Below are 15,344 nucleotides of genomic sequence, written 5' to 3' on the forward strand. Positions count from 1 at the left end.
CTACTGCAATATTAATAGTGTAGTTAACGATACGTTCAAATTACGACGAAATTACCGACAAGACAGGAGTCAATATCTCCAATAGCATACATACACCTCATTAAACGAAACTATAGTGGAGATGCAAAGCTTGCTGATTTCGAAAACCGTCACGTATATGTGTATACAATCAATACCGAAAAAGTATGGCAGAAGGTCACAAAATGAAGGTCCGCGATATCAATCGGCGCCGGCTTCTGCAGGGGATGGGAGCGGCCGGTGTCGCGGGGGTCGCGGGCTGTCTCGGCGGCAACAACGACGAGGACGAGGACACCAGCAGCCCGGAGGTCAGCGACCGCGAAGAGGTCGATTTCGGGAATCTACAGGCGGGCGGGACCCTGCGTGGGGCGGTCGGCGCGAACGTCAACTCGTTCGATCCGCCATACAGCACGGACACGACCTCGACGCAGGCACAGAACTTCATCTTCGAGCAGTTGATCACGTCCGATCGCTCCGGGAACTACTACCCGTGGCTCGCAGAGAGCTACGAGCTGGTCGAGACCCAGGACATCGACCGGACGGCCTACGCCGACTACATGACCTCGGTCGCTACCGACGAGGAAGGCGCCCTCGAAATCGACGAGCAGGTGATCCTCCAGCACCCCGAAGACGATCCCCTGGACAGCGACGAGGTACGAGTCATCACGCCCGAGCAGGCGGCGGCGGCCGTCGACGACGGCACCTTTGGAATGCAGTATCGCTACCGGCTCCGGGAGGGCGTCCAGTTCCACAACGGCGAGGAGCTGACCGCAGAGAACGTCACCGCGAGCGTCGAGCGCTACGAGAACTCCGACGTCTCGGCCCAGACGTTCGACTCGCTTCTACACGCACGGGCGGTCGACGAGTACACGGTCGACCTGTTCGCGCAGGTCCCCGACGCCGAGGCCGAAGGACAGCTCCCGGCGGTCTACATCTTCACGACCGATCAGGCCGGCCTCGAGGACGGCGCGATCGACCCTCGGCAGGGCAACGAGCCCATCGGGACCGGGCCCTACCAGTTCGAGGACTTCTCGGACGAGCAGTACTACGAGCTCTCGAAGTTCGACGAGTACTGGACTGAGGCCATGGGCGTCGACGCCATCGACTGGTTCGACGGCCCCGAGGAATTCCCCGACGGCCCGCTCGTCGATACCATCGAAATGGAGATCGTCCCCGACGCCGCGAACCGGGCGGCGGCGCTCCGAAACGACGAGATCGACATCACCACCGGGCTGGCGACCGACACCCTCGACGAGTTCAACTCCGACGACGGGTTTACCGTCACCGGCATCGAGACCGGCGGCTACGAGTACATCCAGTACCCGGTCAACGTCGAACCGTGGGGCGACCAGCGCCTGCGGGCGGCGGTCAACCACCTCGTCCCCCGCGAGAACATCGTCCAGAACGTCCTCAACGGGTGGGCACGCCCGGCCTGGACGCCCATCCCCGAACTGGCCGAGGAATCGGGTACGGCCGACCCCGAGGCCCTCATGGAGGAACTCCGCCCGTACAACGAATACGACCCCGAGCGCGCGGGAGAGCTGCTGGACGAGGTCGGCGAGGACCTCGGGCTGGAGTACCCCCTCGAAGTCACCCTCGAAACCAACGCAGACAACCCCGACCGCGTGCAGATGGTCGAGCTGATCGCCGAGTCGATGGCCCAGACGGAGTACTTCGAGACCTCGGTCGAGACCTACGAGTGGAACGCCTACACTGCGCGGGTGCTCGACCCCGAGTACCCCGACGGGGAAATCATCCCGTGTATCGGGCTCTCGGGGACGTTCAACCCCGGCAGTTTCTGCGATGCGCTCCACGGCACCGCGAACATCGGGCAGTGTTGTAACCTGACGGGGATCAGCGACCCCGAGTTCGACGAACTGGTCGACGCCGCACGCTTCGACATCGCCGTCGTCGAGGACGAACAGCTCCGCGCCGAGCGCTACGACGAGATCTGGCGGCTGCTTGCCGACCGGCGCTACAGTTCGCTGACGCACTTCGACCTGATGACCGCCGTCTCGAACACCGCCGTCACCGGATTCGGCATCTTCCCCTTCGACGAGGGGATCTACAGCTTCGCGCTGTACAACCCGACCGAGAGCCAGACGATGTGGCTCGAACGCGAGTGATCGCGCCGCCAGACCGGTAAGTGGCGACCGTCCCGACCAGTACAGCTACGACGACCGACTCCCCATGAACGACCAACGATGACCGTACTATGAGTTTACGACGCTTCATACTGAATCGAGTGCTGTCGATCATCCCGATCCTCTTTGGCGTCTCGGTGATTACCTTCGGGCTGGTTCACCTCACGCCGGGTGACCCCATCAGCCAGATGGTCGCGCTGAACCCCGAGGTGACGGCGAGTCAAGAGGCTCAACTCCGGGCGCGCTACGGGCTCGACGGCCCGGTCTGGCAGCAGTACCTGACGTGGATGGGCAACGTCCTGACGGGCGATTTCGGCACCGTCATCAGAACCAATCGGGAGGTCTCGGCGATCGTGCTTGCGCGCCTGCCCGAGACGATCGCGCTCGGCCTGTTCGGCTGGGCGTTCGCGCTGCTCATCGCGATCCCGACGGGGATCTACGCGGCGGTCAACAAGGACGCGTTCGGCGACACCGTCAGCCGATTCATCGCGCTGTCGGGCATCTCGATCCCGAACTTCTGGCTCGGATTGATGCTCATTCTCGTCGGCGCGCTCTGGCTCGGCTGGTGGCCGGTGCTCGCTCCCTCGCGATTGCCGCTGTACCACCCGCAAATGCTGTGGTACCTGATTCTCCCCGGACTGACGATCGGCACCGCCGCGGCGGCCTCGATCATGCGGGTGATGCGCACCTCGATGACCGAGGAGATGAACAAGGAGTACGTCACCGCCGCCCGCGCGAAGGGGCTTCCCGAGCGACAGGTCGTGCTCAAACACGTCCTGCGGAACTCCCTGATCTCGGTGGTGACCCTCGCGGCGACGCTGACGGCGGGGATCGTCGCCGGATCAGTCGTCGTCGAGACCGTCTTCAACTGGCCGGGACTCGGCCGGGAGTTCATTCAGGCGATCACCGCCCGCGAGGTAAACCTCATCATGGCGATCACGCTGTTTACGGGCGTGTTCATCATCCTCGCGAACCTGCTTGCGGACATCCTCTATGCGGTACTCGACCCGCGGATCAGATACGATTAAACCATGTCTACAGAACGAGGCCGAATTCGGATCACCGGGTTCGAGGCGGAGCGCGTCGAGGAACGCGACTCGCTTTCGGACTGGGAAGCGGAGAGTGGAACAGGTACGGAGAGCCGGTGGCGCCGAGGGTTACGCCGGTTCAAGCGCAACCGCTCGGCGATGCTCGGGATCGCGATCGTCGTCGTCATGTCGTTGCTCGCGATCCTCTCGCGACCGATAACCGTGGGGGGAGTGCTCGTTCAGCCGATCTCGCTGGCCCCACACGCGCCGACGGACATCCTGTACCTACAGAACCCCTCGGTCGGGGTCTACGATCCGCCGTCGCTCGCCTACCCCATGGGGACCGACGGCTCAGGGCGCGACCTCTTTTCGCGGCTGCTGTACGGCGGGCGCTTTAGCATCTCGATCGGCTTCATCGTGGTCGCGCTGACCGCCAGTTTCGGGGCGGTCTACGGAGCGGTCTCGGGTTACTACGGCGGCTGGGTCGACGAGGTCATGATGCGGATCGTCGACACCATCTTCGCGTTTCCCAGCCTCATCCTCGCGCTGATCATCGTCGCCATCCTCGGCGGTGGCTACTGGCAGCTCGTCCTCGCCTTCACCCTCTTCGGGTGGGCGGGCTACGGGCGGCTCGTCCGGGGAGAGGTCCTCTCGATCAAGGAAAACGAGTACGTGCTGGCGGCCAAGGCCCTGGGCGCGAAAGACCGATCGGTGATCTTCAGACACGTCATCCCGAACGCGATGCCGCCGTTGCTCGTGTTGGCCTCGCTCAACATCGGTACCGTCGTCATCGGCGTCGCGGCGCTCGGCTTCCTCGGGCTGGGGATGCCGCCGGGCACCGCAGAATGGGGGACGATGTTGGACGCGACCCGCCAGACGCTGATTCAGGGGCCGGGAGGTGCGATCCCGTGGTGGGCGACGGTCTATCCGGGCCTGGCGATCTTCCTGTTCGTGATGTCGATGAACATGATCGGCGACGGTATCAACGACGCCCTTGACGCCCAGGAGACGGGCGTCGGACGCGGGGGTGAGGAGTAATGGCGCTGCTCGAAATCGAGGACCTGACCGTCGAGTTCTACACCGAAGAGGGCGTCGTCACCGCCGTCGAGGACCTCAGCTATCGGATCGAGCGCGGCGAGAAGTTCGGCGTCGTCGGCGAGTCGGGGGCTGGAAAGAGCGTCACCGCCCTGTCGGTGATGCGCCTCATCGAGAGTCCGGGTCGGATCGCAAGCGGCGAGATCCGCTTCAAGGGAGAGGACGTCCTCGGGATGAGCGAGCGGGAGGTCAGGGACCTCCGAGGACAGGAGATAGCGATGGTCTTTCAGGACGCCCAGACCGCGCTCAACCCCGTCTACACCGTGGGCGAGCAGATCGCCGAGGCGATCCGCCACCACCTCGACTACGACGACCGGGAGGCAAGGGAGCGAACCATTCAACTGTTGGACGAGGTCGGCATCCCGGAAGCCGAGACGCGGTACTCCGATTACCCACACGAGTTCTCCGGCGGGATGCAACAGCGCGCGATCATCGCGATGGCGCTGTCCTGCGAGCCGGACCTGCTCATCTGTGACGAGCCGACCACGGCGCTGGACGTGACCATCGAGGCCCAGATCCTCGATCTGATCGAGGAACTCGCCGACGAGTTCGACGTCGCGGTCCAGCTCATCACCCACGATCTGGGCGTCATCGCGAAGGTCTGCGATCGCGTGATGGTGATGTACGCCGGCAAGCCAGTCGAGAAGGCGCCCGTCGAGGAGCTGTACTACGACCCCAAACACCCCTACACGGTCGGACTGATGAGTTCGATCCCGCGCGTCGGCGATCGCCGAGAGCGCCTCCAGACGATTCCGGGAACGATGCCGGACCTCGTCGGACTGCCGCCGGGCTGTAGCTTCCACCCGCGCTGTCCGTACGCCGAGGAGGTCTGCACCCTCGAGGAGCCGCCGCTGCTCGACCCCGAGACCGGCGCGGAGGCGAGCGGGCTCGGCGAGGCAAGCGAGCACACCGCGGCCTGTCTCGAGTACGCCGGCGCGCTCGAAGACGGGCTTGACTACGAGGTGGAGATCCGGAATTCGGAAAGCGAACCGCGGGCCCCACAGGGGGGACAGCGATGAGCCATCGAAACGACGAGCCGATCCTCCGGATCGAGAACCTGAAGAAGTACTACGACACGTCCGGCGGGTTCGTCGACAGCCTGCTGGGGCGGGGCGGGTCGGTGAAGGCGGTCGACGGCGTCGACCTCGACCTCTACGAGGGCGAGACCCTCGGCGTCGTCGGCGAGAGCGGCTGTGGGAAGACCACACTAGGACGATCACTGTTGCGCCTGACCGAGCCGACCGGCGGGTCGGTCCACTACCGGGGTGAGGAGGTCACCGACATGTCCGACGGGCGCCTGCGCGAACTCCGGACGGACCTCCAGTACATCTTTCAGGACCCGTTTTCGAGTCTGAACCCCCGTCTGACCGTCGGTGACATCATCGGCGAACCGCTCGACATCCACGGGATCGCCGGGGGCGAGGAGCGGACCGAACGGATCTACGAGCTGCTCGAAACCGTCGGGCTGAACCCGACACATGCTAACCGTTACCCCCACGAATTCTCCGGTGGACAGCGCCAGCGCATCGGCATTGCCCGCGCGCTCGCGGTCGACCCGGAGGTTATCGTCTGTGACGAACCGGTCAGCGCGCTCGACGTCTCGGTGCAGGCCCAGATCCTCAACCTGCTGGAGGACCTCCAAGCGGAGTTCGGCCTCTCCTATGTCTTCATCGCCCACGACCTGAGCGTCGTCGAGCACATCTCGGATCGGATCGCGGTGATGTATCTGGGCGAGGTCGCCGAGATCGGACCGACCGAGGCGGTGTTCTCGCCGCCCCATCACCCCTACACCGAGGCATTGCTCTCGGCAATCCCCGAACCCGACCCGCTCTGGGAGGGCGAGCAGATCTTCCTCTCGGGGACGGTCCCCTCGCCGATCGATCCGCCCTCGGGCTGTCGGTTCCACACGCGCTGTCCACGCGTCATCCAGCCCGCCGAGTACGATCTCGAAGGGGACGAATGGCGCTCGCTGCTCGATATCAAGCTTCGGGTCAGGGACGCGGAGGGCCTCGAATCGCTCACCGCGACCGACGGCACTCGAGGGGCCGGTGACGAACTGGCGGCTCCGGGGAACGCCTCCCGGAGGGAGGTGGACGAACTGGTCCGCACGGAGTTCGACCTCCCACGGCCGGTGTCGGATCCGCGAGCCGAGGAGGCGCTCTCGGCGGCGATCGGAGACCTCGATACGGGGGACATCGACGGGGCGTTCGAACATCTCGAATCGGCGTTCGTCTCGCCGTGTGAGCGCGAGCACCCCGCGTTGACGCCCACCGGCGAGGCCCACCGGATCGCGTGTCACCTCTACGACGACGGGTACGACGAGCGATCCGACTCGGCCACGGGGACGGACGACGCCGTCGCCGATGACTGAGAGGGAGTATCGTAGCCAGCGGGAGACACAGCGACTCTCGATAGGTCCGGCGTTCGGTTCTCGACGAGGACACCGCTGAACTCCTCCGTGAACCCCTATGTGTCCCGCCTCGTCCCAACGTTTTAGTCGGTCTACCGCCTCCGAGAGACAATGCGCCGGATCTACGAGTCGGAGGCCCTCCACCGGGACGACGACCGGTTCACGCCGGCCGAGCGGAGGGGAGACGAGTTACAGGCGATGCGGTCGGTCGACGGGACCGCACTGAGCCGTCGGCTGGTTCCGGACTGGCTTCGACACCGGGCGATCTCGGTCGAGGTATCGACGCCGAAGACCGCGTACACCCCCCACGAATCGATCCCGTTCCGGGTGACGATGACGAACTCGATTCCGTTTCCGATCACGTTCCGGACCCGCTCCCCGCTCCTCTGGACGTGGTACGTCGACGGGGTGGCCGAGGCCTCGCGCGTCTCGCTGCGCGATCCGCCGGACGAACCGGGGGAGTTCAGGTTCGCTCGCGGCGAGCGAAAGCGCTTCGTGAAACGCTGGGAACAGGCGTTTCGTGTCTCCAAGCGGGAGTGGGAGTCGGCCGGCACGGGCGAGTTCACGATCGGCGCGGGGCTCAACGTCGAGAACGCCTCGGAGAAGGGGCTGACCGACGAGACGACGGTTCGGATCGTCCCGGAGGGCTATGAGCAGGCCGATCGGACTGCGGAGACGGGTTAGGACCGGACGCCCGATTCGTGTTCGGCCACGGCGAGGTCCGCGGGGTCGAACTCGAGGAGGGGCTGCTCACAGTCGACACAGCTGATCACGACGACCTCGTGTGTGCGACAACAGGACTCGACGGTGTCCTCGCTGAAGACCACCTCGCCGCCACAGTTGGGGCAGGTCTCGTGGAACGACCGGAGCGATTCGAGGATCCCGAGGCGCTGTTCGAGGGGGACGGTCGCCCACCGGTCGGTCAGTTCGGACAGGGCCTCGTGGGTGACGACGTCCGCGAGCAGTGCGGCCTCCGAGGGCCACTTCCTGATACGGCGATCGATCTCGACGGCGGGATACGGGCGGTCCATCAGTGTCATCGAGTCGGCGTCGGTATCGAACAGGGCGGCCATCGCCTCGTCGTCGGGTCGTCCATCGTGTGTGGCGAGCCGGTCGTCGAAGAGATGCCCGAACCCGTCGGTCAGACGGAGGTCGTCCTCGTGGTCACACGGGCCGACCGCACCCACCTCAAGGAGGAACCGTTCGGGATCGACCGCGTTTCGCCTGTGGTCTTCGAGTTTTGCGACCGTCTCCCATGCCCCCTCGTCGATCCGTCGGTCGGCCGCGGGGTGGCTATCGAACAGCGCGAGGACGCGCTCGGGGAAATAGCGCTCCGTGATCGCGGGCGTGCCGGGAACGAGATAGCCACGGAGATAGATGGCGAGCACCGAGCCGAGGAACGCGACGGCCGCGAGACCGACCGAGGCGAACGCGAGGAGGACACTCGCGAGGAGGGCGAGCGACACGTTGAGGACGGTACAGGGGGTACACCGGTTCTCGCCGGTGTACTCGGGCCGTCGGGCGCGTTCGAGGAGGGATGTGAGCCGATCTACCATACCCGATACCGGGACCACGGGATCAAAAACGTACCCGCTCGCCCGCATCCGTCGGGGCCGGGCCACCGGCCATACTACCGGATCAGCGTGATCCGGCGAACGCGGACGCCGGCACGTCGTTTATCGGGCTCGGTCCCCTGAATTGAACTATGGTACGCGTACTGTTCGTCGTCAGCGAGGAGGGGTACTGGGGAGAGGAATGCATCGAGCCGCTCACGACGCTTTCGGATGCCGGCATCGAGGTCACCGTCGCGACGCCCAGCGGCGCACCGCCGGTGATCGACGAGACCTCGCTCGATCCCGAGATGGTCGGCGAAGAAACCGCCGAATGGGTCCGTGAGGTCCACGAGACCGACGAGCGGCTGAACGACCCCGAACCGCTCGCCGCAGTCGAGGCCGAGGACTACGACGCCGTCGTCTACCCCGGCGGCCACGGCACCGTCTGGGACGTCAATCAGGACCGCGACGCCCGCCGGATCCTCGCCGAGACGGTCGAAGCCGGTAACGAGGCGCTCGTGGTCTGTCACGCGGTCGGTATCCTCGCGTTCACCCGCGAGGCCGACGGGTCGTTCCTCGTCGAGGGACGAAACGTCACCGGCTTCCCCAACGAGTGGGAGGAAGACACCGTCGAGGAGAACGACGTCATGCCCGACGGTCGAAAGCTCCCCTACTGGGTCGAAGAGGAAGTGATCGCTGCGGGCGGGAACTGGGACGCCGAACTCGATGCCGAGACCTCGGTGACGGTCGACGGGGACCTGCTGACCGCCCGCGGGCCCGAATCGTCGGCCGAGGCCGCCCGGACGCTGCTTCGGGAACTGGGGATCGAACAGACCGCCTGAGAGCGGGCCGTCTTCGGGTTTTCTCCTATCAGAATCGCGCCACAGGACCGGGCAAGCACTTACTTCATTATCTTCCGTGACGTATCCTCGTCCATGGCAATCAACACGAAAGCGGTGGTGTACGGCTTCATCGTGAGCCTGCTCATCGGGCTGATCGGCGGAGCGGTGATTCCGGGCACGGACATGACGGTCCCGATCCTCGGATGGGGATTTGCAGGTATCGTCGCCGGTCTGGTCGCCGGCTACGTCGCCGGTGGAAGCGTTGGTAACGGGGCGATCCACGGCGGTCTGGCGACCGTTATCGGCGCGCTCGTCCTACTGGTCGCGGTGTCGTTCGCGGGGGCCCTCTTCGGTGGACTCGTTCCCGCGTTCGGGCTGCTCACGGTCGGCGTGACGGTGCTCGTGATCTATGCGATCCCCGGCGCCATCGGCGGGGCGATCGGCTCGTGGGGGAAGAACCGCCGGACGAAACCGACGGCTCGCCCGGCAGCCTGAAACGCCAATCGAACGGAGTGATCGGACGATACTCACTCCGAACGACTTTTCGACCGCGGCTACACGATGGCAAGCCGTCGGTTTATTCTCCATCAGCGTTCAGTGACCCCATGGACAAGGACAAGCGAGGGATGATCATCTACGCCCTCATCGGGGTCGTAATCCTGCTGTTCGTCTCGTACGTCGTCGTACGGGCCGTAATGGGAGCGTAGGGAGAGTATCGAACGTGTTACGCGGCGTCGGACGCTCCATTGGGGGGAGCGTCCGAACAAGGGACGAAACGTTCCAGAAACCAGTTGTGTCTCTGACCGGTTACTTTGTCGAGAACAAAGATTAATCTATTGTATATAACGGAACACACCGCGTCATCATAACTCTTCGCCTGTCAGGGGGAGGCCGACGGAGGTTCCTCGATGTCCGGCGGCGTGGGAACGTGGCTCGCGGAACGGATGTGGCGATACACCAATCACCAGGGGATTATCTATGCGGCTTGAAAAGTAATACTACGGCGTATGTCCGACGAATACGTAACGCCAGCAACGAACCTCCCCCCGGATCCCGAGGGCGATGAGATCACACTCCAGATTAGTGATAAGTACATCGCTCCGCGCGTGACGTTCGACTAGTCGTATCCCGAGGAGATCCGGAGCGGACCCTCGATCGCTGGGAGCGGCTCGAATCGGAAGGGGGGGGGATCCGATGACGGACCCGGCCCGGATCCCCGTGGGCGCGGGCACGCCCGAGGGAGTCAACAGCGCCTACCACCTCCCCGACCGGGGTGTCGTGGTCGATCCGGGGCCGCCAACCGAACCCACATGGAACGCGCTCGTCGACGCGATCGGTTCCCTCGGGGGCTATCGAGTACGTGTTCATGACCCACTGGCATTCCGATCACGCCGGCCTCGCCTGCCGGCTGGTCGAGGCGGCGGGCGCGACGATCCACTTGCACTCCGCCGATGCGCCCCTCGTCGGCGAAATGCGCGGTATCCACGCGAAGTTCGGTGCCGGCGAGGCCGCCGCGCACCTCAATCAGCTGGCTGCACTCGATGTCGTCGAGCGAACGGGCGAGGATCCGCTCAGCTACCGACCACGCGTCGCGGACTACCCCTCCGATCTGAACTTGACGCCGTAGCGCGCCACGCCCTCCTGCGTGTAGATCCGCCGGATCGTCGCCCGGACGGTGTCGCCGACCGCGACCGCCTCGGGATCGACGTCGGCGAGCTGTGCCGGCAGTGTCGTCTCGCCGCCGCCGGCCTCGAGGGCGATGATGGCGACCGCGTACACACCCTCTCGTTGCTGTAACTCGGCGAATTCGGGGGGCGCACCGCCCTGGCCGATGATCGTCAGTGCCCGGACCGTTCCTCGCCGAGACGCTTCGACCCGCTCGAACTCGACCCGCGAGTGACACTCCTGACAGGCCCCCCGCGGCGGGAACGTGATCCCGCCGCAGTCGGGACATTCGCCCGCGACCAGCCGGTAGCGTTGGTCGAGCGAGCCCTCCCAGTTCGGGAGGCTCACGTTCGCGCCGCCACCTGCGACCTCGCCCTCGACGACGTAACCCCGCTTGCGGAGGTACGTCGTGTAGTCGATCGCCTCCCCTCCGTCGAGCTCGTCGATCCCCGCGACCGGGAGACCACCCTCGAGTTCGAGGGCGACCGCGCTGCCGCCGCCGAAGAAGCCGCCGACCGTCACCCCTCCTGTGTCGCCCTCGGCGAGCGCCGCGAGCAGGCCGATCGGGACGGTCGCCGCGCCAGCGTCGCCGATCCGATCCACGACGGTTCCGGTCGCCACGGCCTCGTTCGAGAGGGGTAGATCGCCGTCGACGCGGTAGGGGAACTTCCCGTCGCGCTGGTGGAGCGCCGCGGCGGTCGCCTCGCTCGCGTCGCCCTCCAGAGCCGTCATTGCCGCAGTCACGGTCTCGCGGACCGCATTCCGCTCGTAGGTTGTGACCCCGAGCGAGTTGACCTCGCGCTCGCCACGGGGCCGGAAGCGGATCCCTGGGGTCTCGTCGCTGTGCCACGCGATATCTCGAATCGGGACGGCCGCATCCTCGTCGATCACGAACGCCGCCGCGCCGGCACCCAGTGGGTGGTCGGCGTCGGCGGGTGCTCCCTCAGGACAGTCGGCGGCGACGACCAGCGCCGGCCCGTTGGCGTCGAGCGCCCGCGCGAACGCCTCCCCACCCGCGGCGGTGTGCTGGGTCGAAACGGAGCCGGCGACGTCCTCGGGCAGCGCGAGCATCCGGACGAACCGCGAGAGGAAGTCGCCCTCGACCATCGGCGGCGTTGTCGTCGCGACAGCAACGAGTTCGATCGCTGAGCGGTCGAGAGACGCGCTGAGGGCGCGTTCGGCCGCCGCGACGGCCATCGTCAGCGCGTCCTCGTCGGCCGCGGGGACCGCCTTCCGGTCGATCCCCCTCGCGTCGGCGTGGCCCCACGCCGCGGCCGTCTCCTCGGTCGACAGCCGGAACCGGGGGAGGTAGATCCCGCCGGCGTCGATCCCCCTCATGCTACCTCCTCCCGCTCGAAAACGTGAACGGTCACCCCGCCGCCGGATCCGCCGACGTTGTGCGTCAGTCCATAGCGCGGCTCCTCGACCTGGACGTGGGCCTCGCCGCGGAACTGCTCGAATGCCTCGACGATCTGGCCCGTTCCGGTGGCACCGATCGGGTGGCCCTTCGATTTGAGCCCGCCGCTCGTGTTGGCCGGGAGTTCGCCGTCGGGGCCGGTGACACCTTCTCGCAGGAGGCGTCCGGCCTCCCCGCGCTCGCAGAAGCCCAGATCCTCGTAGGCCAGCAGTTCGGCGATGGCGAAGCAGTCGTGGACCTCCGAGAAATCGAGGTCCTCGGGGCCGATCCCGGCCTCCTCGTAGGCGGCCCCACCGGCCCGGACGCTCGCCGGAATACTCGTGAGCGTACCCCGCTGGAAGAGGCCGACCCGGCCGCTCGACGCGCCTGCGCCCGCGACGCGGATCAGGTCGTCGCCGTATTCGCGGGCGACCGCCTCGCTTGCGACCAGCACCGCACTCGCGCCGTCGGTGGTCGGACAGCAGTGATAGAGGTTGAGCGGATCGGCGATGGAGGGTGCCGAGACGGCGTCCTCAAGCGAGCACTCGAAGCCGAGGTGGGCTTTGGGGTTCTTCGCGCCGTTCGCGTGGTTCTTGACCGCGACTCGAGAGAGGTCCTCGACGGTCGTGTCGTACTCCTCGAGGTGGGCGCTTGCCATCTGGGCATAAACGCCGGCAAAAGTGGTTCCACTGATGCGCTCCCACTCGGTCTCGCCGCTGACGCCGAGCCACCACTTGGTCCCGTCGGCGCTCGTGTCGGTCATCACCTCGTAGCCACCGGCCAGTGCCACGTCGACCATGCCTGAACGCACGGCGGTGACGGCCTGTCGGAAGGCGTAGCCGCTGGCCGCACAGGCGTTTTCTACTCGCGTGGTCGGGACGCCGTGCAGGCCGACGTGTTCGGTCACTGCCGGCCCCGAGAGGCCGATCTGCCGGCCCCCAACACCGAGCGTTCCCAGGTATGCCTCGTCGATCGCTTCGGTCGGAAGCTCGCCCTCGACGCTATTGAGAGTGGACTCGAATGCGCTCTCGAACAGCGAGAGGTAGGTCTCCTCGGGAAAGGAGCCGAACGAGGACTGTCCGGCTCCGATCACGTATGCGTCTCGCATGGCCCGCACTACCTATCCCTGGGACTAAAGTGTATAGGTAGTAAGTATACTCAACGACGTGCTTCAAACGTAGGACTAATATTCGATTCAGAATTCATTACATAAGTATGTGCGTAATTGATTATCACCTATGAGTTGCCAGATGGGAGATCAGAATTCAGGTTATTCAGTCAATCGTCGCTGGCGCCGACACGTTCGCCGCCCTCCCAGACGTAAAAGCCCTCGCCGGTCTTCTTGCCGAGCTTGCCCGCACGGACCTTCTGGCGCAGCAACTGGGGCGGGCGGAACCGCTCGCCGAGCTCCTCCCGGAGGTACTCGAGGATGTCGAGGCGGACGTCGAGGCCGACGACGTCCGTGAGCTCGATCGGTCCCATCGGGTGGTTGTAGCCGAGTTCCATCGTGCGGTCGATGGCTCGCGGTCCGGCGACGCCTGTTTCGAGCATCCGGATCGCCTCGACCCCGAGGGCGACGCCCAGCCGCGAGGAGGCGAAACCGGCAGAATCCCGGACTGTGACCGGCTCCCTGCCGATGTCGTCGACGAACCCCTCGGCGAAGGCGACGGTCGCCTCGTCCGTCTGCTCGGCGACGACGAGCTCGACGAGCTCCATGATGTGGACCGGGTTGAAGAAGTGTAGCCCGACCGCCCTCGACGGGTCGTCGAGCACGCTCGCGACCTTCGTGACCGACAGCGAGGAGGTGTTCGAGGCGAGGACCGCCCCGTCGGGCGCGGCGTCCTCGACCGCCTCGAACGTCTCCTGTTTGATATCGATGTCCTCGGGGACCGCCTCGATGACGAGCTCAGCATCTGTGACGGCGTCGGCGAGATCGGTCGTCGTGGCGATCCGATCGAGCGTCGCCGCCTTCTCCTCGTCGCTGACCTTCCCCCGATCGACGCCCCCCTGGAGGTTCGCCTCGATCGACTTAACGCCCCGTTCGAGGATGTCCTCCTTAATGTCGCGGACGACGACGTCGTTTCCGGCCTGTGCGGCTACCTGTGCGATGCCGTGCCCCATCGTGCCGGCACCTAACACCGTGATTCGCATACGATCGACTCCATCTAGCAGATACTTAAATCAGGTACGTTTGAGGGCCCGAAAGTCAACTCTCCTACCGACGAGCCGGTCCGGAGCCGCCTTCACGGGCACCCGGGAGCCACTGAGGGAGCCGTCGAAGTAGAGGCTCCATACGCGGGCGTTCCGCTGGGACCGTCCGATTCGAGGGGATCGAAACCGGGACCGGCGGAGACTGTAGCCAAACGATCGTCCCCGAAACGATCGCCTTCGCGAGGGAATTCGATCCGCTCGATATCCATACGGACCCCGACCCAGCGTCCGCGACCCGGTTTGGCGGTCCAATCGCCAGCGGATACCACACGCTCTGTTTCTCGACTCGGTTGTTGGCCGAAGCAGTTCAGCGTCAACGCGGGGTAGCGGGCTACGTTATCATCGGTTAGTCGATAGAATTCTACACATATCTCTCTCATATACGAATCGAGAGTGGCGCATATAAATCATTCTGTGGACGATCACCGCGCGGTTCCACATGGACTTCGTCTCCATTGCTCGATGTGCCGTGGCTAGGAGTAGGGATACTACGGATCATGACGAAGAAGACGGCTGACGGAACCGACAGCGCTCCTCGCGTGACGGACACCCGATTCTCGACTGGAGCGTGCGATATCCTCACAGGGGGTACGTTCACGGGAGCGGCGTTTCGAGGGGGCTGCTCACGATACTGTCGGAAGGGCGTCGCTCACTCGGTGGCTTCGAGTTTCGAGACCTCCCTCGCGTAGTGGAGAAAGGTGTCTGCGGAGCCGACTACGACGCGGGCTTCGACGGTGACAGTCTCGATCCCTACGAGGGAGATGCGAGTCCAGAGATCCACGACGACCCCCTTGTCCAAGATCCGATCGAGGACTTCCACGAGGCTCGACGTACTCGGTCGGTCGGAGTTCATTATACCGTGTCAATAGATACCGCCACTCGCAGCCTCTTAGCGTTTAGCAAATATGTGTAGCAATCAATAGGTGGGCTACTCGTTACCGGAACCTGATCGCCGACAGTCGTCTCGGAGGGGATCACAACA

Annotated in this window: 15 protein-coding genes; 10 read left to right on the plus strand and 5 right to left on the minus strand. The window is 65.2% G+C overall.

Annotation, left to right across the window (positions count from 1 at the left end; translation table 11 throughout):
- The first annotated feature begins 185 nt into the window (after positions 1-185).
- The 6 genes from HAPAU_RS12325 to HAPAU_RS12350 all read left to right on the plus strand — a co-directional run bounded on the left by HAPAU_RS12325 (position 186) and on the right by HAPAU_RS12350 (position 7,379).
- Positions 186-2,144 carry an ABC transporter substrate-binding protein gene (locus HAPAU_RS12325; protein ID WP_245634092.1) on the plus strand — a complete coding sequence of 653 codons (1,959 nt, stop codon included), beginning with the start codon at positions 186-188 and terminating at the stop codon, positions 2,142-2,144.
- Between the two features lie 89 nt (positions 2,145-2,233).
- On the plus strand, positions 2,234-3,190 hold the full coding sequence (locus tag HAPAU_RS12330) for an ABC transporter permease (protein WP_066383039.1): 957 nt from the start codon (positions 2,234-2,236) through the stop codon (positions 3,188-3,190).
- Between the two features lie 3 nt (positions 3,191-3,193).
- Positions 3,194-4,228 (plus strand): ABC transporter permease, encoded by a 1,035-nt coding sequence (locus HAPAU_RS12335; protein ID WP_066383041.1) that lies wholly within the window; start codon positions 3,194-3,196, stop codon positions 4,226-4,228.
- A complete protein-coding gene (locus HAPAU_RS12340) occupies positions 4,228-5,304 on the plus strand; it encodes an ABC transporter ATP-binding protein (protein WP_066383043.1) in 1,077 nt (358 codons plus the stop codon). The genes HAPAU_RS12335 and HAPAU_RS12340 overlap by 1 nt, the downstream gene beginning before the upstream one ends.
- Complete coding sequence (locus tag HAPAU_RS12345; protein WP_066383045.1) at positions 5,301-6,656, plus strand: oligopeptide/dipeptide ABC transporter ATP-binding protein; 1,356 nt, start codon at positions 5,301-5,303, stop codon at positions 6,654-6,656. The genes HAPAU_RS12340 and HAPAU_RS12345 overlap by 4 nt, the downstream gene beginning before the upstream one ends.
- A gap of 150 nt (positions 6,657-6,806) precedes the next feature.
- Complete coding sequence (locus HAPAU_RS12350) at positions 6,807-7,379, plus strand: hypothetical protein (RefSeq protein WP_066383046.1); 573 nt, start codon at positions 6,807-6,809, stop codon at positions 7,377-7,379.
- Here HAPAU_RS12350 and HAPAU_RS12355 read toward each other — a convergent pair.
- Positions 7,376-8,251, minus strand: coding sequence for a hypothetical protein (locus HAPAU_RS12355; RefSeq protein WP_066383048.1), 876 nt, complete (start codon positions 8,249-8,251; stop codon positions 7,376-7,378). The two genes, HAPAU_RS12350 and HAPAU_RS12355, sit on opposite strands and share 4 nt — an antisense overlap.
- 149 nt (positions 8,252-8,400) lie before the next feature.
- On the opposite strand from HAPAU_RS12355, the gene HAPAU_RS12360 reads away from it, so the two are divergent.
- The 3 genes from HAPAU_RS12360 (at position 8,401) to HAPAU_RS12370 (ending at position 10,717) form a co-directional block, all read left to right on the plus strand.
- Positions 8,401-9,090: a type 1 glutamine amidotransferase domain-containing protein gene (locus tag HAPAU_RS12360; protein ID WP_066383050.1), complete on the plus strand. Its 690-nt coding sequence runs from the start codon at positions 8,401-8,403 to the stop codon at positions 9,088-9,090.
- A 93-nt stretch (positions 9,091-9,183) separates the two neighbouring features.
- Positions 9,184-9,585, plus strand: a complete 402-nt coding sequence (locus tag HAPAU_RS12365; protein WP_066383052.1) for a DUF5518 domain-containing protein — start codon at positions 9,184-9,186, stop codon at positions 9,583-9,585.
- 871 nt (positions 9,586-10,456) lie between these two features.
- Positions 10,457-10,717 (plus strand): hypothetical protein, encoded by a 261-nt coding sequence (locus tag HAPAU_RS12370; protein WP_084383718.1) that lies wholly within the window; start codon positions 10,457-10,459, stop codon positions 10,715-10,717.
- Here HAPAU_RS12370 and HAPAU_RS12375 read toward each other — a convergent pair.
- From HAPAU_RS12375 to HAPAU_RS12385, 3 genes are all read right to left on the minus strand, one after another.
- Positions 10,687-12,093, minus strand: coding sequence for a zinc ribbon domain-containing protein (locus HAPAU_RS12375; RefSeq protein WP_066383054.1), 1,407 nt, complete (start codon positions 12,091-12,093; stop codon positions 10,687-10,689). The genes HAPAU_RS12370 and HAPAU_RS12375 overlap by 31 nt on opposite strands.
- Positions 12,090-13,259 carry a thiolase C-terminal domain-containing protein gene (locus HAPAU_RS12380; RefSeq protein WP_066383056.1) on the minus strand — a complete coding sequence of 390 codons (1,170 nt, stop codon included), beginning with the start codon at positions 13,257-13,259 and terminating at the stop codon, positions 12,090-12,092. Before HAPAU_RS12380 ends, HAPAU_RS12375 begins: the two co-directional genes overlap by 4 nt.
- Before the next feature lie 170 nt (positions 13,260-13,429).
- Positions 13,430-14,323, minus strand: coding sequence for a 3-hydroxyacyl-CoA dehydrogenase family protein (locus HAPAU_RS12385; RefSeq protein WP_394327291.1), 894 nt, complete (start codon positions 14,321-14,323; stop codon positions 13,430-13,432).
- A 209-nt stretch (positions 14,324-14,532) separates the two neighbouring features.
- Between HAPAU_RS12385 and HAPAU_RS22885 the strand changes: the two genes are divergently transcribed.
- On the plus strand, positions 14,533-14,712 hold the full coding sequence (locus tag HAPAU_RS22885) for a MaoC/PaaZ C-terminal domain-containing protein (protein WP_368085888.1): 180 nt from the start codon (positions 14,533-14,535) through the stop codon (positions 14,710-14,712).
- A 299-nt stretch (positions 14,713-15,011) separates the two neighbouring features.
- Here the strand turns inward: HAPAU_RS22885 and gvpA are convergent, their stop codons facing one another.
- Positions 15,012-15,215: a gas vesicle protein GvpA gene (gvpA, locus tag HAPAU_RS12390; protein WP_066383060.1), complete on the minus strand. Its 204-nt coding sequence runs from the start codon at positions 15,213-15,215 to the stop codon at positions 15,012-15,014.
- Between the last annotated feature and the right edge of the window lie 129 nt (positions 15,216-15,344).

This window comes from Halalkalicoccus paucihalophilus (assembly GCF_001593955.1).
In the GTDB taxonomy this organism is placed as follows: Archaea; Halobacteriota; Halobacteria; order Halobacteriales; family Halalkalicoccaceae; genus Halalkalicoccus; species Halalkalicoccus paucihalophilus.